The following is a 25592-nucleotide window of genomic DNA, read 5'->3' on the forward strand; positions in this document are numbered from 1 at the left end:
ATAAAAGGGAGATAAGTTAATTATCTCCCTTTTATTATTATTTCTTATTTTGTATAAAGCTCTTCTATTTGGTCTTTATATTCTTCCATTATTTTATGTCTTTTTATTTTTAATGATTGTGTGAGAAGGCCATTTTCTATAGTAAAGTCTTTGCTTGTTATAATAAGTTTAGAAATAGCTTCATAAGGTCTAAAACCATTTTTACTATTAATTAATCTATTTAATTCATGTCTAATAAGTTTAACAACATCTTTAGAGTTTTCCATATTATTTTCATCATAATGTATTTTATGTTTATCCAAAAACTCTTTTACATTTTCTTTATCTATTACAACTATAGCCCCTGTAGAAGCTTTATCTTGACCTACAAGCATTATTTGAGAAATATATTTAGATTCCATAGCTTTATTTTCTATAGGCTGAGGCTCGACATTTTCACCTGTTAGAAGAACTATAGTCTCTTTTGCTCTTCCTGTAAGTACTATCTCTCCTTGTTTTGTATAAGCTCCTAAATCTCCAGAATTAAAGAAACCATCTTTTTTAGCTTGTACTGTTAGCTCTTTATCTTTATAATACTCTTTAAAAATATTAGGTCCTTTAATATAGCATACTCCTAACTCTCCATCTCTACAAACATTGCCATTTTTATCTCTAACTTCTATTATTACTTCAGGCACTGGTGCTCCGCAAGTTCCTCTATAGTTTTTAAAAGGAGACCTTAAAGTTACAACAGGTGCCGTTTCAGTGATACCCCAACCAACAACCAAATTAATTCCAGTGGCTTCTATAAAATCTTCTATATACATAGGCAAAGCTCCGCCGCCTGATATAGTTAAGCGAAGTCTGCCGCCTGTAAGTTCTTTTATTTTCTTATAAACCAATTTTTGTGCCATTTTATGACTTATAGGGTCTAAAGGCAATATATCATATTCTATCTTTTTGTTTTCTTTTTTTTCATCTCCAAGCAAGTAAATCATATTATTTTGATATCTTAAATTTCTTATATATCTAATAGAGCCTTGTATAAAAGATTTAACCATCATTTTTACCGCAGCAGGTTTTTTTTCTATATTTTTCATAACACCATTATATATATTAACCCAAATTGCAGGCACTGATATAAATATATCTGGCTTTTCTTCGGCAAAATCATTTTTTAAATCTCTTTTATTTGTAATGGCAGTAAAACAGCCTACTATTGCTGTAACATAAGAAATTGTCCTTTCATATATATGCCATATTGGAAGAATAGTTAAAAGTTTCTCTCCCTTTTGAAGCTTTATTATATCAGGAAGCACTCTAACATTATGCAAAATATTTCCGTGTGTAAGAATTACTCCCTTAGGTTTTCCTGTAGTACCTGATGTATATATTATAGTTGCCGTATCATCGTTACTAAGTTTTGAAGCTTTTTTTATAGCAAACTCTTCATCACCATTTAAAGCCTCTTCTCCAAACTCTAAAAACTTGCTAAATGAATAAATATTATTTTTAGGGTCATGAATAGAATTATCCAAAACAAGTATAAGCTGTATTTTTTTGGAAGATCTATCTATTTTATTTAACACATATTGATTTTCTACTATTACAGCCATTGAATCACTATGATCTATTATATAATTTAATTCTTCCGATGTAGAATCATTTCCTCTAGGTACATCTGCTGAACCTATAGCTAAAAGCGCCATATCACATATAAACCATTCTATGCGGTTCTCTGAAAATATAGCAACGTGCTTACCAGATAATCCTTTTGCATCGAATGCTTTAGCAATAGCATTTATTTTATCATACAATTTTTTATATACTATAGTTACTTTTTCCCCATTATTGTTCCTATATCTATAAGCAGGGCTTTGAGGCATTTCCTTTACAGTATCAAAATAAGCACTAGGTATAGAATTGTATCCTTTCATAAATCCCCCAATCATGATTTTTTAAAATAGTTAATTATCACTATAAAACTAATTACTTTTAACTATCATAATATATATAAAAAATATTACAAGTGATTTTCAATATATTCTAAAAGACTTAAACAATAATTATCCACTTTAAAAATTGATAAAATATCGGTAGAGAGCAATTTTCTTTTTATATTATTATTATCAATATATATTTCATACATAGCATTAGATATATCATTAATATTATTCATATTGCAAGAAACGCTGCAATCTTTTACAACCTCATAAACCCCAGAATATTTTGAAATAATAGAAATACAAGAACAATATAAAGCCTCTATAACGGTAAGCCCAAAAGGTTCATTTATAGCTGGCATAACAAGAGAGTAGCTTCTATTAAGCAAATCTTTTTTCTCATCATCGCTTACAAAACCAACAAATATAATGTTTCTCTCCATTCCAATATTAGAAACTAATTTTTTTAATTTATCTTCATACCTACCCTTACCGGCTATTATAAACTTTAAATCTTTATTATCAATTCTCTCTAAAAAGCTCTTAAAAGCAATTATGGCATTTTCTAAATTTTTTACTTTCTCTAATCTACCCACATAAAAAAAATGCTCTGCTTCTTTTGTGTTCATTATATCATCAAAACCAGTTACGCAAGGATATATAATCTTACTTTCTCTACCATAAACACGCATTACAGAATTTGAAGTTCTCTCACTATTAGCCATTATATAATCTATAACACTTACACCAAACCTATCTAATTTCATAGTATAGCGTGCAATAAAATCTAAAGTTTTTTGTTTAGCTTTATAACTTTTATCATCTTCACCATAAAGCCTTACACTTGGTTCATGGCAATACCAAAAACTTTTAGGAAGTTTTATAGAGTTCTTTTTAGCGTACTTATAAGCTAAACCAAAAAATATAGTTGCTGGAAAATTATGAATTAGTATAGCATCATAATCTTTTAATTGATACGCCAAAAACTTCGCAGTATTTCTAAAAATAAATGGATTTAAAGTTATGTCAGTTTTTATTTGTTTTATATAATCTGGAATATTTTCTCTTAACTTGTAGGTGTAAATAGTGCATTCAATATTATACTTCTCATAAAAATGTTTTACTGTGGCAAGTATTACATTTTCTGCCCCGCCATTATATCCAAAAGTAGGATGCATTATAGCAATTTTTTTAATCTTCATTTTATTATAATAATTTATTTTTCAATAACTTACAACATAAAAAATTAATATTTATAAATATAAAAAAATGATAAATAAATACTATAAAACTATAAAAAATGTTTTTGTAGTTGACTTTATTATAGTTTGTGTTATCATGATTTTTAGTATAAGAGGATAATATTATGTATTTGAGTCTAAAACAAAAATTATTCTTCAATCAGGACGCTTTTCCAGATATTTACTTTCTATAAATATACCGTGTGTATATCTTAAATCTAACTATTATTTTTTTATTATTGCATTAAAGTATCGTTTTTTAATAATTTTTTATTAATAATATTATATTTCAACATTATATTTTATAAGGATTTTTTATGTCTAAAGTATTGGTGGAATTTATAAATACCTGCCCTACTTGCGATGGGTATTCATCATATTTAAAAGAACTTCAAGAAACGTATAAAGATAAAATAGAAGTAAAACTATATTATGCAGGAAAAGATTTTGATTATTTAGCAAAATATGGAATGGTAGACAGAGGTACACTAATTATAAATGAAAAAAATAGATATGATGTGTTAAGCAAAAAGTTAATAGAACAAGAAATAAAAAAAGCTATAGAAGAACCAAACTCTTAAATTATGGAAATAAAAAATATGATAATGAATTTTTTATATGTATTTTGGGACTTTCTTGTTATAAGTTCAGAATGGATTGTTATAAGCTTAATACTATCGGGTATAATACATGCCTTTGTTCGTCCGCAGGTGCTTCAAAAATCTATAGGAAATAAAAAAATATCTTCTCTAATAAAAACAACAATATCAGGAGCTATACTTCCTATATGCAGTTGCGGGGTGCTTCCATTGGCTTTGAGTTTATATAGAACAGGTGCATATTTGGGACCTACTCTTTCTTTTTTGGTGGCAACTCCAATAATTAACCCTGCTGCAATAATAGTAGCTTTTGCTATGCTTGGAAAAGAGGTTACTTTTATATATATTTTATGCGGAATATTTTTGCCTTTAATAATAGGAATGTTGGGAAATATTTTTGGAGGCAAAGAATTAATTGCTCCTGAAGTTTTAAAACTTAAGAGCATGAATATAAAAATTCCAGAAAACACTTATGTAGATAAAACTCCTTGGTACAAAAAATTATATAACGGCATATTATGGGGATTTAATAATTTAGGAATAGAGATAAGCAGATTTATATTAGTAGGTACTTTATTTGGAGCTATTTTATTAACGGTAGTGCCTCAGTCATTTGTTATGCAATATTTAAGCAATCCTAAATTAGTTTCAATTATAGGCATAACATTAGTAGGATGCATAATGTATGTGTGTGCTTTAGGGCATATTCCTTTTATTGCTGCATTAATATCTGCAGGTGCTTCGCCCGGTATAGCTATTACTTTTTTAATTACTGGTGTTGCTACAAATATATCTGAATTAATAAGCATATATAAATTAATAGGAAAAAGAACTTTAATAATATATCTTTTCTCTATGCTTTTCTTTGGCATATTGATAGGATACATTACAAATATTGTATTGGCAAACAACTTTACTCCAATATTTGATTTATCAAGTTCAAGCAAGCAAATAGAATTGGCAAATAATATCAATATTACTTTTCCAGATTGGTTCAAAAATATATGTGCTGTTGCGGTGTTGTTTATGGGGCTTTATTCATGGTTTATGATTATAGTTAAAAAGATAAAGGTTTTGTTAAGCAGAGGAAAAGAAGTTGAATGTTAAAGATAGTTTGGGCTTTGTGCTTTTTTATATTTATCTCATGCAATGATAATACTGAATATATAAAAAGTGCAGAAGGCATAAATAATACAGAGCTTTATAAAGAGTATATAAAAAAATATTCTGATAAAGAACTATTAACTTTTTTGGAGGGAGATTTTAACGGAGATAATATAGATGATTTAATAATAATATATAAAGAATCTGAATATTCAAACAAATTAATAGGTATATATAAAGATTCTAATAAAATATTAATGACTACTCCAATACCGGCACCTATAGAAAATTATATAATCAAATTCTACAACATAGATGAAAAAGTTCCTAACGAAATTTTGGTATCTGGTAAAAAGGGGGCTAATATAGGTTTTGCCGTTTATAGGCTTGAAAATGGAGAGTTTATAAGTTTGTTTGAAAATGGCATGGAAAAATGTTGCTAAATATAAATAAAAAATATAAGGAGAACAAAATGAAAAAAATTGTAATTATTTTATTTATGATGATTTTTATCCTTTCATGCGGCGGAAGTGATAATGCATCTAAAACAACAGAAGCTTCTATTCCAAAAGATGTACAAGCTATAGTTGCTGGATATGATTTGGAAGAGTTAAGTGATGAAGACAAAAAATACAAAATTAATTTAGGATATTACAACTGCGACCATATGACAGCAGCTTGTGTTGGAGAAGATACTGGCATATTTAAAGCATTAGGTTTAAATGTTACAGTTACAGGAAATGGTAATGTACCAGAGGCTATGAGTGCTGGGCAGATGGACATGGCTTATGCTGGTTTTACAACTACTTTGAATGCAGTAAAAAATAAAGTTCCTCTTTTTATAGCAGCAGAAAATCATACAGGGGGAGCTGAATATTTTGTTGTTTCTAAAGATATAGAAAAGCCAGAAGATTTATTAAATAAAAGAATATCTATGGGGGCCAATGCTGAAACAGTAAATTTAAACTGGGCAGAATGGACAGAACAATTAAATATACCAAGAGATACAAAATATTATGAAAACTTTTCTATGAGTGATTCTGATGCATATTTTGCATTTAAGTTAGGACAGCTTGACGGATATGGTGCATGTGACCCTTGGGGTTCTATGGCAGAATATGAAAACACTGGTAAAATATTAAAAAGACAAAACACAGACAGAGAAATAGATGGTCATGGCACTTGCTGTAAAGTTTGTATGAATTATAACTTTGCTAAAGCTCATCCAAAATTGGCAGAAAGAATACTTCTTGCTCATGCTATGTCTATAGAATATATGTATCTTCACCCATATAAAGCAGCTGAAATATTCGCTGAAAATTATAATGTTCCTTTAGAAGTTGGCTTAATGACTTTATGGAAAAAACTTAATGAAGAAGGAAGAACTATCACTTGGAAATTAAACAGAGAGTATGTTCATAATCAAATGAAAACTATGAGAAGATTAGGTGTGAGAGATGATATTAATTCTCTTGATATAGATGATTATATTGACTTATCTTATTTTGATAATTGCGGTGCTAAAGATTTTGATGTATTCATTAAAGAAGAAGTTGATCCAATATTCCCACTTGGTATGAGTTATGAAGATTGGAGGGCTAAAGCAGTAGAGATAGATAATATCATAGAAGAGCCTAAAGCGTAAAGTAATAAGCGAGAAAAATAAAGATGAGGCATATAATAAATAAAAACAAATATATTATTGTATTTAGTATAATTTTTGTTATATGCTTCCTTTTATTTCAAAATTATAAAAACTATAAATTAGATAAAAAAGATACAATAACAATAGCATGCGGAAATGATGCTTCTGGAATGCTCTTTGATTATATAATAAACACTAAAAAAAATTCTAATATAGAGTTTTCAAATATTGATTATATACAGTTTTTGGATTGCTGCGGTTCTCAAGCTGAGTTTGCTTTTATATCAGGAAGAGTTGATATGGCGGTATTATGTCCTGATGCTGCTTTTCAATTAGTATCTATAGACACTAATTATTATATAGTAGATTCTATAGTAAAAGGCTCTAATATATTAGTTTATTATAATGAAAGCTATGATGATGATAATATAAAACCAAAAAATATTGGGTATATGAATAAAAGATTGCTTCAAGAAATATTGTTAAAAGAGAAATATTCAAATTCCAATTATTATCCCATGCTTTCAACTGCATTGCCTTATGCCTTAGAAAAGAAAACGGTTGATGCAGTGCTTATTGATATTATTTTGGCTTTAAAAATAAAAGAAGCAAGATTTAAAAAAATAGATACTGAAGAGGTTGATTATTATTTGGTGGCATCAAAAAAATTAAAAGACACTTTAATGCTTAATAATTTTATTAAAGCTTACAATGAAGCGGTGAATGATATTGAAGATGAAATTATATTATCAAATATGCTTGTTAATTATTTAGATATTTCAAATTCTGAAGGAGAGATAAAAACATGGAAAACAATGGGAGTCAAGTTCCTCAAAATAAAAGCAGAGTCATAAATTTAGGAAATGCTGGAAACAGTTTATTTATGAAGTTTTATAGTGTTTCTGTACTTTTAGCTATTATGATAATTTGGTATTTTCTTGCCAAAAAGATAGATAATAATTTACTTCTTCCAGATTTTATTTTAACTTGCAAAGAGTTTTTTAAATCTTGGGTAGATTCTTATACAGTACAAAATCTACTTATAACATTAGAGAGAGTATTTAGAGGTTTTATTATAGCCTGCATAATAGGTCTTCCTTTAGGGCTTATTATGGGTTATTCAAAGCCTATACTTTTAGCCATATCCCCAATAATAAACTCAATAAGACAAGTACCCATAATGGCATGGATTCCATTAGCTATAGTGTGGTTTGGACTTGGGGACGGCCCTACAATATTTTTAATTACTATGAGTGCAATATTCCCACTTATAATAAACACAATAGATGGAGTTAGAGGAATAGACCCTAATTATATTAATGCTGCAAGGAGTATGGGAGCAAGAAATATAGACATAATGCTTGATATAATTCTCCCCGGTGCCTTGCCTTCATTTCTAACAGGATGCAGACTTGCTTTAGGGCTTGGTTGGATGAGCGTAATATGTGCAGAGTTTATAGCTACGAGTAAAGGTTTTGGATTCATATTGGTAGAAGCTCAGCAGAGACTTGAGACTCCTAAGCTTTATGCTCTTATGATAGTGTCTGCTATTATTGGCTTTAGTATGGATAGGATATTAATTATATTAGAAAAACTACTAACTTCTTGGAGATTTAAAAATGGCAATTCTTGAAGTTAAAAATGTATGCAAATCTTTTAAAGTTTCAAAAAAAGCTCCTGAAGTTGAAGTATTAAGAAACATTAATTTTAATATAGAAAAAGGAGAGTTTGTAACTTTGCTTGGACCTTCAGGCTGCGGAAAAACAACACTTCTTACTATGATAGGCGGTTTTCAAAATCCTACTTCTGGAGAGGTATTACTTGAAGGCGAGAAAATAGAAAAACCTTCTTCTGAAAGAGGATATGTTTTTCAAAATTATGCTCTATTTCCTTGGATGAATGTTGAAAAAAATATTTTGTATTCACTTAAGTTTTCAAAGATGAATAGAGAAGAAAAAAAGAAAAGATTAGAAGAGCTTCTTGAAATGTCCCATCTTAAGGGGCATGAAAAAAAGTATCCTATATCTCTTTCTGGAGGTATGCAGCAGAGGGTTGCTGTTGTGAGGGCATTAGCACCCAATCCAAAAATACTTCTTTTAGATGAACCGCTTGGGGCAATAGATTTGCAGATGAGAGAGCATATGCAAAAAGAGTTACTGCAATTAGTTAAAGAAAGTAACAGCACCATATTAATGGTTACTCATGATGTATCTGAAGCTGTTTATATGAGCGATAGAGTTATAGTGATGAGTTTAAACAAAGGGGAAATTGTTGCTGATATAAAAATAGATTTAAAGCATCCAAGAGAAAGAGATAGTATTGAGTATATAGAACATGTTAGAGAACTTAGTAATAGTGTTAAAAAAGCTTTTATCAATGAAGCGTCTATTGATAAAAGTTAATATAAATATTTTTTTAGAGGATTTAATTTATTATGTTTGATGAGAATTTTATGAACAAATATGGTGTGTCTGATAAGTATCATAATTTACCTTCAGATATGCAAAACGCAAGGTTAAGGTTAATTGACAAAGTAATAGAAACAGGATGCACTATAAGTAAAGAAGAAGCTATAAAAATATGCGGCGATGAAAAATTATACAATTCTTTAATAGAAAAAGAAATTGTTACTATGAGCGGAGATTCTATTGCATTTCTTTATCCTGTATCAGCTATGGAAACTAATCATAGAGTAAAACTTTCAGACGGAAGAGAGTTTTGTTCTATGTGTGCTATTGATGCTTTAGGCTCTTATAGTTTATTTCACCAAGATACTGAAATTAATTCTATATGCTCTCAAACAGGAGAGAAAATATATGTAAGAATTAAAGACAGAGAGATAGTAGAGCATTCACCTAAAAATATTCATGTTATTCATGTTGATCTTAATAAGAATAAAAACTGGGCTAGCACTTGCTGAAATATAATGAATTTCTTTGGTTCAAAGAATGATATGAATGAATGGCTTAAAAATCAAGATGTTGATAATAACACAACATATCTTTTAGATTTAGAAACCGCTTTTAAAGTAGCAACTGCTATATTTCAGATATAATTTTTTATATACAATTTTTTATTGTTCTTTTTCCCATCGCAAAAAGAACCAAAAAGTGCAAGTGAAAATAATAGTGAATTTAGTAATTATACCTTATATAAGATAAATTACTAAATTTAGATTAAAAACATAGCATTTTACTTTTTGCATGGGAAAAAGAAGTTATTACAATGTAAATCCACTTTATAAAATTAAAATAATAGATTTAAAATTATTATTAAATATTTTAAAAAGTTTTGAAATAAATATATTAATAAATTATTTATGAAAATAATTATAAATATTATTAGCCACCTTATAACTTATTCCGGGTATATTGGCTATATTTTCTAATGAAGCATTTTTTATATTGTCTATATTGATAAAATGAGAATAAAGTTTTTCTATACCTTTTTTGCCCAAACCTTCTATTTTTTCAAGTTCGCTTTTTACCATCTCTCTGCTTCTCTTTCTTCCATGACTAGTATTAACCCATCTATGCGTTTCATCTCTCACCTTTTGTAAAAACAACCTCGCAGGCTCATTATCATTTAATTGAACTGGGCTTTCTCTGTTTGGTAAATATATCTCTTCAAACTTTTTAGCAAGTGCCATTATAGGCTGATTTTTTATGTCTAATTCTTTTAAAGCTTCTATTGCAGAATTAAGCTGCCCTCTTCCTCCATCTATAAGAATTAAATCTGGAAATGTAGAGTTCTCTTCTTTAAGTCTTTTATATCTTCTATATACTGCCTCTTTTATAGAAGCAAAGTCATCTATCCCTGTAACAGTCTTCATATTAAATATTCTATAGTTTTTATTGTCAGAAATACCATTAACAAATCTCACCATTCCAGCCATAGTGTAGCTTCCTTGAATATGTGCTATGTCGAAAGATTCTATTATAGAAGGAGCTTTTTTAAGTTTAAATATTTCTTGAAGTCTTGTAATTCCAATAGGCACTTCTCTAATCAATGCCCTCTCTTTAAATAAATGTCTTGCATTTTCATTGGCTATGGATATTAATCCTTTCTTTGTATTGTCAAGTTTTATTTCAACATCTCTTCCCGATATCTCTTTTAAATAATCCTTTACAACATCAAAATCTTTAATTACAAAATCTGTGGCTATTGAAGCGGGTATTAAATTATTATGAGTATAATATTGAGTAATAAAAGCAGAAATAACTTCACTATATCTTGATCTATTAGAAAATTCGTCAATGTTTTTATCTTGCATAGCAAAAGTTTTTCTATCTACAAGTTTGCCTCCTTTTACAGAAATCACTACAATAGTATAATCTCCATTTTGTCCATAAGCTCCTATAATATCTATATCATCGCTCTCTGGTACATATATACTCTGTTCAACTGTAATAGATTTAAGTAAGTCAATTTTATCTCTTAAATCTTTTGCCCTCTCAAACTCTAACTTTTCTGCAAATACAAACATATCTTGCTTCATCTTAGCAACAAGCTCATCAACATTACCCTCAAGAAGCATGATAGCAGCGTCAATATCTTTATCATACTCTTTCTCATCAATCAAATCAGCACAAGGAGCAGTGCATTTACCTATATGATAATAAAGACAAGGTCTTATTTTACGTTTTAGAGGAAAATCATATTTGCATCTTCTAAGCTTAAAATTATCTATTATAAACTTTACTATGTTTTCAGCCCTCTCAGCAGCAACATAAGGTCCATAATATTTTTTATATTTTTTAGCATTTTCTTTGTCTATTACATTTCTTGCTTTTATCACCCTCGGAAAATGTTCGTTTGTAATTGCTATAAAAGGAAAAGATTTTTGGTCTTTAAGAAGTATATTATAATGAGGCTTATGCTTTCTTATCATCTCAGCTTCAAGTATTAAAGCCTCCACTTCATTTTTTGTAACTATATAATCAATATCTCTAATATGTTCTACTAATGCAGTTGTTTTTGCATCTTTATTGTTCCCTATAAAATAGGAAGATACTCTTTTTTTTAATGATTTTGCTTTGCCTATATATATGATATTGGCATCTTTATCTTTCATAAAGTATACGCCAGATTTTGTAGGAAGGCGTTTTAATTTTTCTGAAATATATTCTTTAACTTGATTATTCATAATTATAAGTTTTATAATTATATAAAAAATAAAAAGTTTGTCAAAAATAAATGCTGCTATGCCTAAACAATTTTATTTATATTTTTTATAATTTTTTTATTCAATTTTTTCCCGTAGCAAAAAGTTGCAAAAAGTACAATTTATTTAGCCTTATACGAAAAAATATGTATCAAATAATGTATAATAAAACTCAATTTTAGTTTAAAAATGCAGTCTTTTTGGTTCTTTGTGTCAACAAAAGAACTGGGGGTACGGGGGCTAGTCCCCGCAAATATTTAAAATTAAAAAATATAAATTTTGACAAACTTAAAAATTTTCAGTATATACCTAAACAATTATAATTTATCAATTTTTATTTATTTGCAAATAGAACCATAATTTATTAAGACTATAAAAACTTATAATATATTACTAAAATGCTTTATATGTAAAATAAGTTCTTTATTTTGTGTAATAATAAGCAATAAACCGCACGTATAAAGGGCATTGAATAGAGGTAGGCAGTACCGTGCGGAGAGGTGCCGCGGCTCGCGGTTGACAAATTTAAAAATTTTTACTATATATTTATTAATAACTATTAAAAATTTTAGGAACAACAATGAAAGCTTTATTTTATATTGGAGATAAAAAAATAGAATTAAAAGAAATAGAAAATCCAAAGATTATAGACGGCAAAGACGCTATAGTGAAGGTGCAATTATCGAGCATATGCACAAGCGATTTTCATATAATAAATGGGCAAGTACCGAGGGCAAACAAAAATATAGTGCTTGGGCATGAATTTGTGGGTGAAGTAGTAGAAGTTGGAAGCGAAGTAAAAAAATTAAAAAAAGGAGACAGAGTATCTGCCAACTGCATAACTTTTTGCGGAGAATGTTTTTATTGCAAAAATGGCTTTATAAACAACTGCGAAAAAGGAGGCTGGGATATAGGATGCCGTATTAATGGCTGTCAGGCTGAATATGTGAGAGTACCTTTTGCCGATATGTCATTAAATATACTTCCAGAAAATGTTACATACAAAAATGCATTATTTGTAGGGGATATTTTAGCAAGCGGATATTTTGGTGCTGAGCTTTGTGAGATAGATAATAATGATACTGTTTCTGTGATAGGGGCTGGGCCTGTGGGGCTTTGTGCAATGATGAGTGCGAGAGTTTTAGGAGCAAAAAAGATTATAGCTATAGACATAAATGAAGATAGATTAAACATAGCAAAAGAAAACAAATTAGCTGACTTTTTTATTAATCCTAATAAAACTAATAATATAGAAGAATATATAAAAGATATAAATGCTGGAAAACTTTCTGACGGCACAATAGAGGCAGCAGGAGGAGAAAATACATTCGATTTGGCTTGGAGAATTGCAAGGCCTAATTCTGTTGTGGCATTGGTTGCAATGTATGAAAAGCCTCAGATACTTCCGTTAAATATAATGTATGGAAAAAACTTAATATTCAAAACAGGCGGTGTTGATGCTGTTCACAGTGATGATATCTTAAAACTAATATCTCAAGGCAAGTTAAATACAGATTTTCTAATCACCCATACTATAAAACTAGATAACATATTAAGAGGCTATGAAATATTTGATAAAAAAGAGGATAATTGCATAAAAATTGCAGTTACACCAATACAATAAACGTCTAAACAATTAGAATAGCCTAACATTTTCTAATTGTAATAATATTAAAATAGGTGTATAATATATCAATTAAAATTTAATTAAGTATTGAAGAGGATATTATATAATGGCTACTGGAGAAAAGACATATAGTTCGAAAAATATACAAGTATTAGAAGGATTAGACCCTGTTAGAAAACGCCCGGGTATGTATATAGGTTCTACTGGTTCTCAAGGTTTGCATCATTTAGTATACGAGGTAGTTGATAATAGTATAGACGAGGCTATGGCAGGATTTTGTAAAAATATAACAGTTACGATAAAAAAAGATAATGTAATAGAAGTAGAAGATGATGGAAGGGGAATACCAGTTGATATGCATCCGAAGCTCAAAATATCTGCTTTAGAAGTTGTTATGACTAAACTTCATGCGGGTGGTAAGTTTGATAATGAAACTTATAAAGTATCTGGCGGTTTGCATGGTGTTGGTGTATCCGTTGTTAATGCTTTAAGTACAGAGCTTATTGCTGAAGTAAGCAAAGACGGCAAACTCTACAGACAAATATATCATAGAGGTATACCAGAAGAACCTGTTAAAGAAGTTGGCAAATCAAATAAAACAGGAACAAAAGTAACATTTACTGCAGACCCTGAAATATTTGAAACAACTATTTATGATTATAAAATACTTGCTAATAGATTAAGAGAATTAGCTTTTCTAAACAGGGGAATAAGAATAACACTCATAGATAAAAGAGAGTCAAAACCTGTAAGTAATGAGTTTTATTATGAGGGCGGTATAGAGATGTTTATTACTCACCTCAATGAAAACAAAAAAACATTACATGATAAACCAATATATTTGCATAAGGCAGAAGATAAAACAGATGTAGAAGTTGCTATGCAATATGTTGATGCTTATAATGAAAATATATTCACATATTGTAACAACATAAACACTACAGAAGGCGGTACACATTTAGTAGGATTTAGAACAGCTCTAACAAGAGTTTATACAGATTTTGCTAAAAGATTAGAATTAGATAAAAAAAATAAAATAACATTCATGGGAGAAGATACAAGAGAAGGTTTAGTTGCTGTAGTATCTGTAAAAATACCTAATCCTCAATTTGAAGGTCAAACAAAGACAAAATTGGGTAATACTGAGGTTCGTGCTGTAACAGAAAAACTTGTAGTTGAAGGGTTAAATGATTATTTCTCACAAAACCCTAAAGTAATAAAAGCAATACTTGAAAAAATAATATCAGCAGCAAATGCAAGAGAGGCCGCAAGAAGAGCTAGAGATTTAGCAAGAAGAAAAAATGCTTTAGAGAGCGATTCTTTGCCAGGTAAATTAGCCGACTGTTCTGAGCAGGAAGTAGATAAATGTGAAGTATATCTTGTAGAGGGAGACTCTGCAGGCGGTACTGCTAAAGGCGGAAGAGACAGACATTTCCAAGCTATACTACCATTAAGAGGTAAAGTATTAAACGTTGAAAAAGCAAGACTCGATAAAATAATAGATACAGACAGTTTAAAACCAATAATAGCTGCTTTGGGCTGCGGAGTTGGTTCTTCTTTTGATATATCTAAAATAAGATACGGAAGAATTATCATAATGGCTGATGCTGATATTGACGGCTCTCATATAAGAACTTTACTTTTAACTTTCTTCTTTAGATATATGCGTCCTTTAATAGATCTGGGACATATATTTATAGCTGTTCCTCCTCTATACAAAATTAGTTTTGATAAGAAAAATTTTGTTTATGCCTACACCGATGAACAGAGAGATAAAATATTAGAAGAAAATAAAGACAGAAAATATGATATACAAAGATATAAAGGTTTGGGTGAAATGAATGCTGACCAATTATGGGAAACTACTATGAACCCAGAAACAAGACTTATGTATCAGGTATTAACAGAAGATGCTGAAAAGGCAGATCAATTATTCTCTATGCTCATGGGTGATGAGGTTAAGCCTAGAAGAGAGTTTATTGAAGCTAATGCAAAATATGTTAAAAATTTGGATGTATAATTTTTACTATATAGATAAATAACTATATTTTGTAATTTCTTATTTTATTAAACTTTTATGCAGTGTTACGCAGCTAAAAGAAGTTTCTTATACTTTGGTGTGTACTTTGTTAAGAGTTTTTATACTTTGGATACATTTTGCAAAAGTGCAGATATTTAGCTTTATATATTTGTAAGATATGTAAAAAATGCACTCTTTTACAAAGCATATTCAAAGTATATAGATTATTATTATATCAATAAAATAGCTGTAGAAAAGTTGTTGCTAATATATAAAAAGTTAAAATTTTTTAGCATATAAAGCTGTTTGACTTTTCTAACTTTTATTTTATAATATTTCATATTAATAATTGATTTTTCATGTTAAAGATATATATTTTATTTAAGGAGGTAAAATTATGGATAATATATATGATTTAATTATAGTAGGAGGCGGCCCGGGTGGAATTGCTGCTGCTGTTGAGGCTGCTATACTTCAAATGCAAAAAGTGCTTCTTATAGAAAAAGGTGATAATCACTCTACTACTATTAGAAAATTTTATAAAGATGATAAAAGAGTAGACAAAGATTATAAAGGCGAAGCTTTAGATTTGAAAGGCAACATAAAATTTGAAACAGCAACTAAAGGCGATGTATTAGATTTATTTAGCGAATGTTTGTTTGGAAACTACATTGAAGCTATGTTTAATACTGAAGTTGAATCTATTAAAAAGAATGGTGAATATTTAGAAGTTACTACTGTTGATAATAAGAGTTATACTGCTAAATATGTTGTAGCTTCTATTGGTAAAATGGGAAGACCTAATAGACCTGATTATAATATACCTGCTAGTTTGAATGCTGTTGTAAACTTTAATATTTACAAATGTAAAGAAAATGAGAAAGTATTAGTAGTTGGAGGCGGAAACTCTGCTGTTGAGTATGCTTATCTTTTAGGTAAGGATAATGATGTTACAATTAATTATAGAAAAGCTGAGTTTACAAGACCTAATGAAAAGAACTTAGAAACTATTAAAGAAGATATTGCTAGTGGAAAAGTAAAACCAAGATTAGGTGTTGATATAAAATCTATAGAAGACAGCAACGGAAAAGTATTAGTACATTATGCTGATGGTGTTGATGATACTTATGACAGAGTGATATATGCTTTAGGAGGAGTTGCTCCAATAGATTTCTTAAAGAGATGTGATATAGAGTTAGATGAAAGCGGGGTGCCTATAGTTAATGAAATACATGAAAGTTCTGTTAAAAACTTATTTATAGCTGGAGATATATTATATAAATCTGGAGGTTCTATTGCTAAGGCTTTGAATGCTGGATTTGATATAGTTAAGCATATAGATACGTTAATGAAAAAATAATTTTGTTAGTAGGAGTATAAATTAAAATGTTAAAAGTACTTGCAGTTTGTGCTAATGGTTCTGGAACTAGTTTAATGATGGTAGAAAAAATTAAAAAAGTTTTAGAAAGTTTTAACATAAAATATGCTCAAATAGAACATTCTGATTTACAGAACAATAAAATAGATGAATATAATTTAATATTTTGCCCTTTTGCTTTTTTAGAAAGAGTAAAAGAAGCTGTAAAAGGTGATGCTAAAATTATAGGCATTAAAAACATATTATCTGAAGAAGAGTTTAAAAAACAAATTATAGATTCAGGTAATTTAGAAGAATTAAAAAAATTATAATAATTTTTTTAAATAATAAAAAGCGAAAGGTTAATTAAATCCCTTCGCTTTTTTTATTATAATGTTTTCAGCTATTAGGATATATCAATTTGTAATCTTTCTTTTTTCCTGCTTCAACATAATCTTTAGGCACTACTTTCCAATTATTAAGTTTTTCAACACTAATAGCATCATTTTGTTTTTCAAACCAATCTATAATATAATATCTCAAATCTTTATCTGTAGACTTTAATACCAAATCCATGTTTTGCAAAGTTTTTAAATCTATTTTAGCACCTTGTGATAAATGTCCTCCTCCTCCGTTTCCTCTATAAGAGTTAATAGCAACTTTATATTCTTTGTCCAATTCAAAAGCTCTTCCGTCAGTAAAAGATTCTATTGTAACTTTTTCTCCTCTAGGCTTAGTAACATCAACAATATAATTAATACCTCCAACACTTTCATAATTATAAGTAGGTGTGACTGTGTCATAAGAATTATATTTATATTACTTAAATACGAATTTGTTTAAATGTTTGTTGCATATTATATAATTATTGATATAATACGTGAATAGTTTTTTTAATATAAATTTTTCAATCGTGTGTAAAAGATGGTTATATGTTTTTTTGTATTTAAATAAAAATATTATGGAGTTGTATTATGAATATATGTTTAATATCAAATAATAATTATGTTGACTATGTTTCTTCATTAATCGTATCTATATTAAAAAATTCATCATTAAATGATAAATTTCACTTCCATATTATAGAAATTGATATTACAGATTATAATAAAGATAAGCTAAAAGAGCTAAAAAATATTAAAGATTTTGAAATATCTTTTTATAGACCTGAAAAATATATTAATAAAGCTAAAGAATTAAGTAATAGAGAACATAATAAATATTGGCATTATACTATATTTATTAAATTATTTATACCTCTTATATTAAAAGATTTGGATAATGTATTGTTTTTAGATTCTGATCAAATAGTTTTATCAAGTCTATCTAAATTTTATGAGTATAACATTTCTAATAGTTATCTTTTGGTTGTTAGGTTATTTGGACATAATATATCATGGATTGGAAATAATATTGAAAGCATTATGAATAAGTTTGGAGCTAATAAAAATGATTATATTAATGGTGGAATATTATTGTTTAATATAAAACATTTATATAATAATATTAAATATGATGAGTTATCAAAAAATATAGATGATGCTATAGATTATTTTGAAAAGATAGGAATTGGCTGGACAGAAGAATTAGTTTTTTTATATCTTTTTACAAAAAAAATATCATATATAGATTGTAATGTTGTATATGGTACAGATATAAACAACAATTCACCCAAATTAAGCAAATCTATAGAATTATTAGAAAGCAATAATAAAGATGAAATTAATATAATACATTTTAGTGCAAAAAATATTAAACCATTGTCTAATTATAAAAATATAGATATATATTATAATATATTTTGGGAATATTTTATTTTAACTCCATTTTTTAAAGAAAATACAATAAAATATATAAATATTTATAGTAATAATATATCAAAATATAACATAATAAAATTAAAATCAAATTTTATAAAAATTATTGATAAAATAGTATGGTATATACCCATTAAAAAAATCAGAAATTCTATTAGAGATAGTCTTACAAAAAAAATATTTGAATAAACTAATTATTTTGTAAAACCTTTGGTGTCGTCATAAAATTCTATATATTTTTTTACGCCTTTTGCTGTAGCTTTTACCATTTTTAGTCTTGTCTCTTTGTTTTTTAAGAACTTAGCATCATCTGGATTAGTTATAAATCCAACCTCTATAAGTGTAGAAGGCATTATCGCACCTTTTAAAACATAAAATAATGCATTTTGTACAGGTTTATTTCTTTTTGATACACCAGATACTTTATAAACTTCATCTGTAATAGACTCTGCCAATATTCTGCTTTCTTTTTGATACTGCTCTATAAGCATATAATTATGTGTAACTTGTGATGAATAGTCTTCGTATTTTGCTGAATCTATTTTATCAAACTTTACCAATGCATCATTTTCAAACATAGACACTGCCCTAGCATATTCGCTTGATTCCTGAGCACTTACAAAATATGCCTCAAAACCCTTAGCACTAGAACTTAATGAAGCATTGGCATGAACACTTATTAATAATGCATTATTTGCTTTTTCTGTGTTTATTTTTGCTGCAGTATTTGCTATTTCAAAACGCTCTGCAAGAGTTGGATATGTGTCATTTGTTCTCGTTAATACTATTTTTACATTTGGCAGTATATTTTCTAATTCTTTTTTAAGCTCTAAAGAAAATGACAAAACTATATCTTTTTCATATATCTTTCCAACACCAATAGAACCGGGATCTCTTCCGCCATGTCCGGGGTCTATTATTATTGTTGTTATGCCTTTAGAATCAAATTTATTTTTTGCTGGGTTAAAAGCTTTTTTTAATTCTTCTGCTGTAATATTTAAATTGTTTAATTTTATCTTATCATTATTCTCTGGATATAATAAAAAGTAAGTATTAAATAGAGCTAATACCAAAAATAATATTATTCTTCTTTTATTTCCTCTGAATAACCACAATCTTCCTTGATACAAACCTTAAACAATCCTTTGTTTTTAATATTCTTCTCTACCATAAGCCCATTACATTTAGGACAAGGCTCAAGCAAAGGTTTATCCCAACTTACAAAATCGCATTTAGGATAATTGGAACAACCATAAAACTCTCTTCCTCTCTTAGAACGCTTTAATGTAATATCTCCTCCACATTTAGGACAAACACCAAAAGATATACCTTTAGTGTTCTTACATTCAGGAAAACCAGAACAAGCAATAAAATATCCGTATCTTCCTAAGCGTTTAATCATCTTCTTGCCGCATTTCTCACATACAAAATCAGTCTCTTCATTGAAGAAATCTTTCATATTGTGAATATTTTCTGTGGCAGTTTTGAGCGTATCCAAAAAATGAGGATAGAACTCTTTTAATATATTATTCCATTCAACATTATCGTCTTCTATTTTATCAAGTTTACTTTCCATGTCGGCAGTAAAGTGAATATTTACAAGTTCTGGGAAATTTTCGCTTATAAGTTCATTAACAAGCTTTCCAAGCTCTGTTGGTACAAGCTGTTTGCCTTTTCTCTGTACATAATGCCTTGATATAATTGTTTTAATTGTTGGAGCATAAGTAGAAGGTCTGCCTATACCTGATTCTTCAAGTATTTTTACAAGTGAAGCATCTGTATATCTTGGAGGAGGTGTTGTAAAATGCTGCTGAGGATTATGCTCTACAAAATCGCATACTTCACCATTAGATAAACTAGGCATTTTTGAAGCCTTTTCTTTATCCTCTTTGTCTATAGTAAGCACTTTCATAAATCCGTCAAACTCTATTTTTGATGAAGAAACAGCAAACTCACAATCACCCGCAACAATTACTGCTCTTGTATTTTTCATTTTTGCAGGAAGCATCTGTGAAGAAACAAATCTCTCCCATATAAGTTTATAAAGTTTATATTGATCTGTTTTTAAATATTCTTTAACGCTCTCTGGTGTTAAAAATACATTAGTAGGTCTTATAGCTTCGTGAGCATCTTGTGCATTCTTTTTTACAGAATAATTTGGAGGCTCTGGAGGAAGATAATTGCTTCCATATTCCTTTTGTATAAAATCCCTCGCCTGCTCTTGTGCCACTGGAGATATTCTCACGCTATCAGTACGCATATATGTTATAAGCCCTGTAGCCTCTCCTGCTATAGAAACTCCTTCATAGAGTGTTTGTGCTATTTGCATTGTCTTTGATGAGTTATAACCTAAAGATGTGCTTGCTGCCTGCTGTAATTTACTTGTAGTGTATGGAGCTGTTGGGTTTCTTAATCTGTCTTTTATCTCTATGTTTGATACTGTGTAATTTTTATCTTTTAAATGCTCCATTATGGCATCAACATCTTCTTTTGTTTTTAATTCTGGCTTTTCACCTTTATATTTCTGAAGCTCTGCCAAAAACTCTTTATTTTTATGCTTTAAAAATACTCCAAATGTCCAATATTCTACAGGAACAAATGTTTCAATCTCATCTTCTCTGTTGCAAATTATAAGCAAAGCAACATTTTGTACCCTTCCTGCAGAAAGTCCTCTTTTTATCTTCTCCCAAAGTAAAGGACTCAAATTATAACCAATAAGTCTGTCTAATACCCTTCTTGCTTTTTGGGCATTTACTTTTGCTATGTCTATATCCCTAGGTTTATCAATGGCTTCTTTAAGTGCATCTTTTGTAATCTCATGAAAAACTATTCTCTTTATAGGTACAGCAGAGTTAATGCTTCTTATCTTGTTTCCTATGTGCCAAGCTATACTCTCCCCTTCCCTATCATCATCAGCTGCAAGTAATACCTCTTCAGATTTCTTTGCCTCTTTTTTAAGCTCATTTAATATCTTGGCTCTTCCCCTTATTGTTATATATTCTGGCTCAAAACCATTGTCTACATCTATAGCTAGTCTGCTTCTTGGTAAATCTATTAAATGCCCCATTGATGATAATACTACATAATCTGAACCTAAATATCTATTTATAGTCTTTGCCTTAGCTGGGGACTCAACTATTACTAATTTCTTTTTGGTAGTTTTCTTTTCTTTAGTTTTTGTAGCCATTTTTTTATATCCTTAATTTTTTATTTCTCTATACTATAATATTTTCCAGATAACTGCTTTATAAAACCATTAATCTCTAATTGCATAAGCAAAGATGTTACAACCTGAACTTTCATATTAGTTTTTTCTATTATATCGTCTATGTGTATTTTTTCAACCTCGCTTATTATATTATAAATAAAAGCTTCATCATCTTCTAAATTAGGTTTTACAACAACATCCTTTACTTTACCATTTTGTTTTTTATTTTGTTTCTTGTTTTCTTTCTTCTCTAATTTCTTCTCTTGTTTTGAAACCTTATTATTTTCTTTAACATCATTAACCTTATTAACTTTTTTTACTTTTTTAACTTCTCTAGTTTTGTTAATATTGCCGCCTTCAAAATATTTAAGCTTCATCTTAACATAATTTTCATCATTAGAAAATATATCATCAAAATCTTCTAATATGTCTAATATATTATAGGCTATTTTGGCACCGTCCTTATAAAGTTTATGATTGCCGTAATATTCTTTTAACTTTTCATCGTATGGAGCTATATAAACATCTCTGCCTTGATTGAGTGCAAAATCTACAGTTATTAAAGCACCCGATTTACTAGAAGCCTCAACCATAACAACAGCATAAGAAAGTCCTGATATTATTCTGTTTCTTCTTGGGAAATTTGTTTTATCCGGCTTTCTTCCTACTTCAAACTCACTTACTATAAGCCCCTTTTCTATTAACTTATTATAAACCTTTAAATTCTCTGAAGGATAAACATTGTCTATTCCGCAGCCCAAAACCGCTACAGTATTAGCCCCAGAACTTATAGCCCCAATATGTGCCTCTTTATCTACTCCCTTAGCCATGCCAGATACTACTGAAATATTTAATGCTGAAAGCTTTGAAGATATATCAAAAGCATATTTACAACTTTTATCTGTGGGAAACCTTGTGCCTACCACTCCTATAGAATTTCTTCTTAACTTTTTTAAATCCCCTTTATAATAAAGTATATACGGAGGATTGTCTATTTGCTTTAAGTTAAACGGATAGTCTTTATCAAATAAACTTAATATGCCAATATTATGACTTTTTGATTTTTCTATTATATCGTTTGCTTTGTCTAATATTTCATTTTTATTAAAATTGCCTATTTGTGATTTGAACTTCTTTTCTAATAGCAATTTTATATTCTCTTCTTTGTCTTCAAAAATATTTTCTACAGAGTCATAATGAGTGATAAGCTCTGATATTCTTTTGTCGCCTACTTTGTCAATCTGATTTAAAGCTATTAGATATATGTTCTTTCTATTATCACTATGCATCAACAATTCTCCGTAAACCCGCTCTAATTCATTTGATTTATTATTTGATTTATGTTATTCAAAGCCGTTTGCTTTATGTTGTTTTCTTTTGCTAAAGACACTATCTTTCTATAGGCTTCTATTGATTCTTTGCCGTTTCCTAAACTATATTGTATGCGTGCAAGTATAAACAAATAATCTATATTGTTGGGGTCAGTTTCGAGAGATTTATTTATTAGGCTTAATGCTTCTTCATAGTAGTTTTGCTGTATGCCCCTAAGTGATGATAACGCTGCATAGTAGTTTGGGTTTTGCGGGTCTTTACTTATGGCAAACTGTATGTTGTTTTCTGCACGGGATAAAAAGTTTGTTTTTTGTGTTTCATTGTCGGCACTCTCTGCAAGGTTTGCATACGATAATCCTAAACCATAACGCAAGTACGGGCTGTTGGGAAGAATTTTTAAAGCCTCTGTAAAATATTTTGCAGCATAGGCATATTGCTTTTTTGCTAGGCTTCTTTCTGCCAAAACTCTATATACTGCCCCTAACCTATCTTGAGCATAAATCTTTTGGTTTATTATGTCGTTGTAGGTGTCTGTAATATCGAGAAGGGCTTTGTCATCATCTTCATTTTTGCCTTTCTCATAAAGATTGTAGGCACGGTTGAGATTAAATCTGTTTTTAAATACCTGATCGCAAGACATCAAAAAAAAGCAAGAAAAAACAAATAATGATATTTTTAAAAATTTCTTCATATCAAAAAACCTCATAATAAAAAACCCTCACATAAGGAAATATACTATATTATATAAAAAAGTAAAGAATTAATTAATAATTATGTTTATATAAATACTTGCTAAAAAAACAAAAAGTAATATAATTTAATGTAGGTTTTTAAAGTAATATTAAAAAATAAATTACTTTTAACCGAAATTTGAGTAAGTAATTTGTAAAATTTACTTGACTTTATATTTTATTTTAATATATTTTATATATAGAAAGGATAAATATGTAAAGTTCTTTCTATGTTATGTTCTTTTTGGAAATAATAAATTGCTAAAAAAAACTTTGCTGGAAGAGAAGTTAAGAGCAATTTTTATTTTAATAAAAAAAATAATAAATAAGCAAAAAAATTTTATATAAGGAGATTTATATGAGTAAAAAGATTATTTATTTATTATCATTACTTATGGCTTTAAGCTTAGTGTTTGCAAGCTGTAAGAAAAACAGCGTTACAGACGCTCTTCAAAATCAGCCTGATACACCTGATACCACTAAACCACCTACAGAAGATTTAACTGGCGGTCTATTTACAGATGCGGATAAACTAGCTGGATATGCAACAAAACCAGTACAAGAGACAGAAGTTGCTAAATATTACAACAAAGACTATATGCGTAACCCAGTAATCACTGTAGTAAATGGTACAAATGTAGTTATATTTTATGAGGTAAGATACCAAACTCCAGGTGCTGGCAACGACGTAGCTTTAACAGGTACTAATGCTGTAGATATAGTTTATATACAAAGTTATGATGGTGGTGTAAGTTTTGACACTACTATAGGTGACCCTAAATATGTAGGCGGAAGCAAAACAACTGACCCTAAAAATTCTCATGGTGCTCCTATAGTTTTCTATGATAAAACACATAAAAAAATTGTAGTAGTAGCTTCAGCAGGTATAGGTCTTTCTTCTGGTACTTTACAAAATGGTTCATCAAAAATAGAATACTCTGTAGCACCTATTAATGATGATGGCAGTGTAGGAAACTTCGGTCAATGGAGAGAAGTTAGTGTTTCTGACGGAACAGGAAACTTTAAACAGTTTGGTACACATTCTGCAAGAGGAACTGTTTATAATAATAACCTTCTTCTTCCTGTTACATTAGTTACTTATAACCAAGCAAATGTGAGCCAATCAACATTTGGTTATTCAGTTTATCAAGGAACAACTACTGATAATGGAACAACATATAGTTGGAAAAAATTACATGGTCCTGTAACTATGTCTAGTACTGCAGTAAAAGAAACACGTATAGTATCAGCAACTAGTGAAAGCGCATATACATCTATATCTGTACCTGCTGGTGATGCTAACTTATACCAAGCTGCAAATGGTGCTGTACCTAATCCTACTTCTATAAAAGCTGGTGACGGTTCTGCTGGTACTTTAGTTGTTAAAGATTGGAAAGGTGCAACTTCATATAGTCCTTCTGATTATGCTGGTACTTTTGATACAGCAAATGGTACGCCACAAGCTATAGTTTCTCATGTTTTGAATACTGAATCAAACTTGGCTGTAAGATTAGTTGATGGTAATTTTAAAACACAACAAAAGAACTCCTTTAACCTTGGAGGTTCTTATGCAAGAAACTCTAAATCATCTTCTTTAGATATATTGAAAGATGGTACTATAGTTATGGCTGCTGAAGGTGGTGTAGCTGATTCTACTGTTAAAGGTAGTCAAACATTCTACATCTACTTCAATAGATATACTCAGGCTTATCTTACTGCTCAAACAGGTAACTAATAACTGCAGATAATACGGTAAATAAAAAGAAGGATGCATTTTACTAGTGTGTCCTTCTTTGTTGTAAAATAAAGGTTTTATTTAAAATGA

21 protein-coding genes and 1 pseudogene are annotated in these 25592 nt (G+C 29.1%); 14 read left to right on the top strand and 8 right to left on the bottom strand.

The window, feature by feature from the left end; genetic code table 11:
• Nucleotides 1–44: 44 nt before the first annotated feature.
• Nucleotides 45–1916, bottom strand: coding sequence for a long-chain fatty acid--CoA ligase (locus tag GQX97_RS04985; protein ID WP_157150834.1), 1872 nt, complete (start codon nt 1914–1916; stop codon nt 45–47).
• An 86-nt stretch (nt 1917–2002) separates the two neighbouring features.
• Nucleotides 2003–3124 (bottom strand): glycosyltransferase family 4 protein, encoded by a 1122-nt coding sequence (locus GQX97_RS04990; protein ID WP_157150835.1) that lies wholly within the window; start codon nt 3122–3124, stop codon nt 2003–2005.
• 356 nt (nt 3125–3480) lie between these two features.
• On the opposite strand from GQX97_RS04990, the gene saoT reads away from it, so the two are divergent.
• Genes saoT through saoL form a run of 8 tightly spaced genes read left to right on the top strand, consistent with a single transcriptional unit; the run spans nt 3481 to nt 9566 of the window.
• A complete protein-coding gene (gene saoT, locus GQX97_RS04995; protein WP_157150836.1) occupies nt 3481–3744 on the top strand; it encodes a thioredoxin-like (seleno)protein SaoT in 264 nt (87 codons plus the stop codon).
• Nucleotides 3745–3762: 18 nt separating this feature from the next.
• Nucleotides 3763–4869: an efflux transporter SaoE gene (saoE, locus tag GQX97_RS05000; RefSeq protein WP_157150837.1), complete on the top strand. Its 1107-nt coding sequence runs from the start codon at nt 3763–3765 to the stop codon at nt 4867–4869.
• Entirely contained in the window at nt 4863–5309 is a 447-nt protein-coding gene (gene saoC / locus GQX97_RS05005; protein ID WP_157150838.1) for a Cys-Cys-COOH (seleno)protein SaoC, read from the top strand. The genes saoE and saoC overlap by 7 nt, the downstream gene beginning before the upstream one ends.
• A 29-nt stretch (nt 5310–5338) precedes the next feature.
• Nucleotides 5339–6511 (top strand): ABC transporter substrate-binding subunit SaoX, encoded by a 1173-nt coding sequence (gene saoX / locus GQX97_RS05010; RefSeq protein ID WP_157150839.1) that lies wholly within the window; start codon nt 5339–5341, stop codon nt 6509–6511.
• 23 nt (nt 6512–6534) lie between these two features.
• On the top strand, nt 6535–7365 hold the full coding sequence (gene saoB, locus GQX97_RS05015; RefSeq protein ID WP_157150840.1) for an ABC transporter substrate-binding (seleno)protein SaoB: 831 nt from the start codon (nt 6535–6537) through the stop codon (nt 7363–7365).
• The gene (gene saoP, locus GQX97_RS05020) at nt 7317–8144 is read left to right on the top strand and encodes an ABC transporter permease subunit SaoP (RefSeq protein ID WP_157150841.1); all 828 of its coding nucleotides are present in this window, start codon (nt 7317–7319) and stop codon (nt 8142–8144) included. The genes saoB and saoP overlap by 49 nt, the downstream gene beginning before the upstream one ends.
• The gene (saoA, locus tag GQX97_RS05025) at nt 8131–8913 is read left to right on the top strand and encodes an ABC transporter ATP-binding protein SaoA (protein WP_157150842.1); all 783 of its coding nucleotides are present in this window, start codon (nt 8131–8133) and stop codon (nt 8911–8913) included. The genes saoP and saoA overlap by 14 nt, the downstream gene beginning before the upstream one ends.
• A gap of 32 nt (nt 8914–8945) precedes the next feature.
• Nucleotides 8946–9566, top strand: coding sequence for a MerB-like organometallic lyase SaoL (gene saoL / locus GQX97_RS15060; protein ID WP_255447217.1), 621 nt, complete (start codon nt 8946–8948; stop codon nt 9564–9566).
• 258 nt (nt 9567–9824) lie between these two features.
• On the opposite strand, the gene uvrC is transcribed toward saoL, so the two are convergent.
• Nucleotides 9825–11657 (bottom strand): excinuclease ABC subunit UvrC, encoded by a 1833-nt coding sequence (gene uvrC / locus GQX97_RS05040; RefSeq protein ID WP_157150845.1) that lies wholly within the window; start codon nt 11655–11657, stop codon nt 9825–9827.
• A 598-nt stretch (nt 11658–12255) separates the two neighbouring features.
• Between uvrC and GQX97_RS05045 the strand changes: the two genes are divergently transcribed.
• The 4 genes from GQX97_RS05045 (at nt 12256) to GQX97_RS05060 (ending at nt 17011) form a co-directional block, all read left to right on the top strand.
• Nucleotides 12256–13299 carry an alcohol dehydrogenase gene (locus tag GQX97_RS05045; RefSeq protein ID WP_157150846.1) on the top strand — a complete coding sequence of 348 codons (1044 nt, stop codon included), beginning with the start codon at nt 12256–12258 and terminating at the stop codon, nt 13297–13299.
• Between the two features lie 109 nt (nt 13300–13408).
• Complete coding sequence (gene gyrB, locus GQX97_RS05050; protein WP_157150847.1) at nt 13409–15322, top strand: DNA topoisomerase (ATP-hydrolyzing) subunit B; 1914 nt, start codon at nt 13409–13411, stop codon at nt 15320–15322.
• Between the two features lie 397 nt (nt 15323–15719).
• Complete coding sequence (locus tag GQX97_RS05055) at nt 15720–16682, top strand: NAD(P)-binding domain-containing protein (protein WP_157150848.1); 963 nt, start codon at nt 15720–15722, stop codon at nt 16680–16682.
• 26 nt (nt 16683–16708) lie between these two features.
• Nucleotides 16709–17011 (top strand): PTS sugar transporter subunit IIB, encoded by a 303-nt coding sequence (locus GQX97_RS05060; RefSeq protein WP_157150849.1) that lies wholly within the window; start codon nt 16709–16711, stop codon nt 17009–17011.
• A 67-nt stretch (nt 17012–17078) separates the two neighbouring features.
• Here the strand turns inward: GQX97_RS05060 and GQX97_RS05065 are convergent.
• Nucleotides 17079–17495: pseudogene (locus tag GQX97_RS05065) on the bottom strand (5'-nucleotidase C-terminal domain-containing protein); the annotation flags it as partial.
• Nucleotides 17496–17653: 158 nt separating this feature from the next.
• Here GQX97_RS05065 and GQX97_RS05070 point away from each other — a divergent pair.
• Nucleotides 17654–18685 carry a glycosyltransferase gene (locus GQX97_RS05070; RefSeq protein WP_157150850.1) on the top strand — a complete coding sequence of 344 codons (1032 nt, stop codon included), beginning with the start codon at nt 17654–17656 and terminating at the stop codon, nt 18683–18685.
• Nucleotides 18686–18690: 5 nt separating this feature from the next.
• On the opposite strand, the gene GQX97_RS05075 is transcribed toward GQX97_RS05070, so the two are convergent.
• Genes GQX97_RS05075 through GQX97_RS05090 form a run of 4 tightly spaced genes read right to left on the bottom strand, consistent with a single transcriptional unit; the run spans nt 18691 to nt 23727 of the window.
• The gene (locus GQX97_RS05075) at nt 18691–19626 is read right to left on the bottom strand and encodes an N-acetylmuramoyl-L-alanine amidase (RefSeq protein ID WP_157150851.1); all 936 of its coding nucleotides are present in this window, start codon (nt 19624–19626) and stop codon (nt 18691–18693) included.
• Nucleotides 19578–21683 carry a type I DNA topoisomerase gene (gene topA, locus GQX97_RS05080; protein WP_157150852.1) on the bottom strand — a complete coding sequence of 702 codons (2106 nt, stop codon included), beginning with the start codon at nt 21681–21683 and terminating at the stop codon, nt 19578–19580. The genes GQX97_RS05075 and topA overlap by 49 nt, the downstream gene beginning before the upstream one ends.
• A 20-nt stretch (nt 21684–21703) precedes the next feature.
• A complete protein-coding gene (dprA, locus tag GQX97_RS05085) occupies nt 21704–22993 on the bottom strand; it encodes a DNA-processing protein DprA (protein WP_157150853.1) in 1290 nt (429 codons plus the stop codon).
• Between the two features lie 23 nt (nt 22994–23016).
• The gene (locus GQX97_RS05090; protein WP_157150904.1) at nt 23017–23727 is read right to left on the bottom strand and encodes a tetratricopeptide repeat protein; all 711 of its coding nucleotides are present in this window, start codon (nt 23725–23727) and stop codon (nt 23017–23019) included.
• Nucleotides 23728–24125: 398 nt separating this feature from the next.
• Here GQX97_RS05090 and GQX97_RS05095 point away from each other — a divergent pair, with 398 nt between their 5' ends.
• A complete protein-coding gene (locus tag GQX97_RS05095) occupies nt 24126–25502 on the top strand; it encodes a sialidase family protein (RefSeq protein ID WP_157150854.1) in 1377 nt (458 codons plus the stop codon).
• The last annotated feature ends 90 nt before the right edge of the window (nt 25503–25592 follow it).

It is taken from the genome of Brachyspira sp. SAP_772, from assembly GCF_009755885.1.
Taxonomy (GTDB): domain Bacteria; phylum Spirochaetota; class Brachyspiria; order Brachyspirales; family Brachyspiraceae; genus Brachyspira.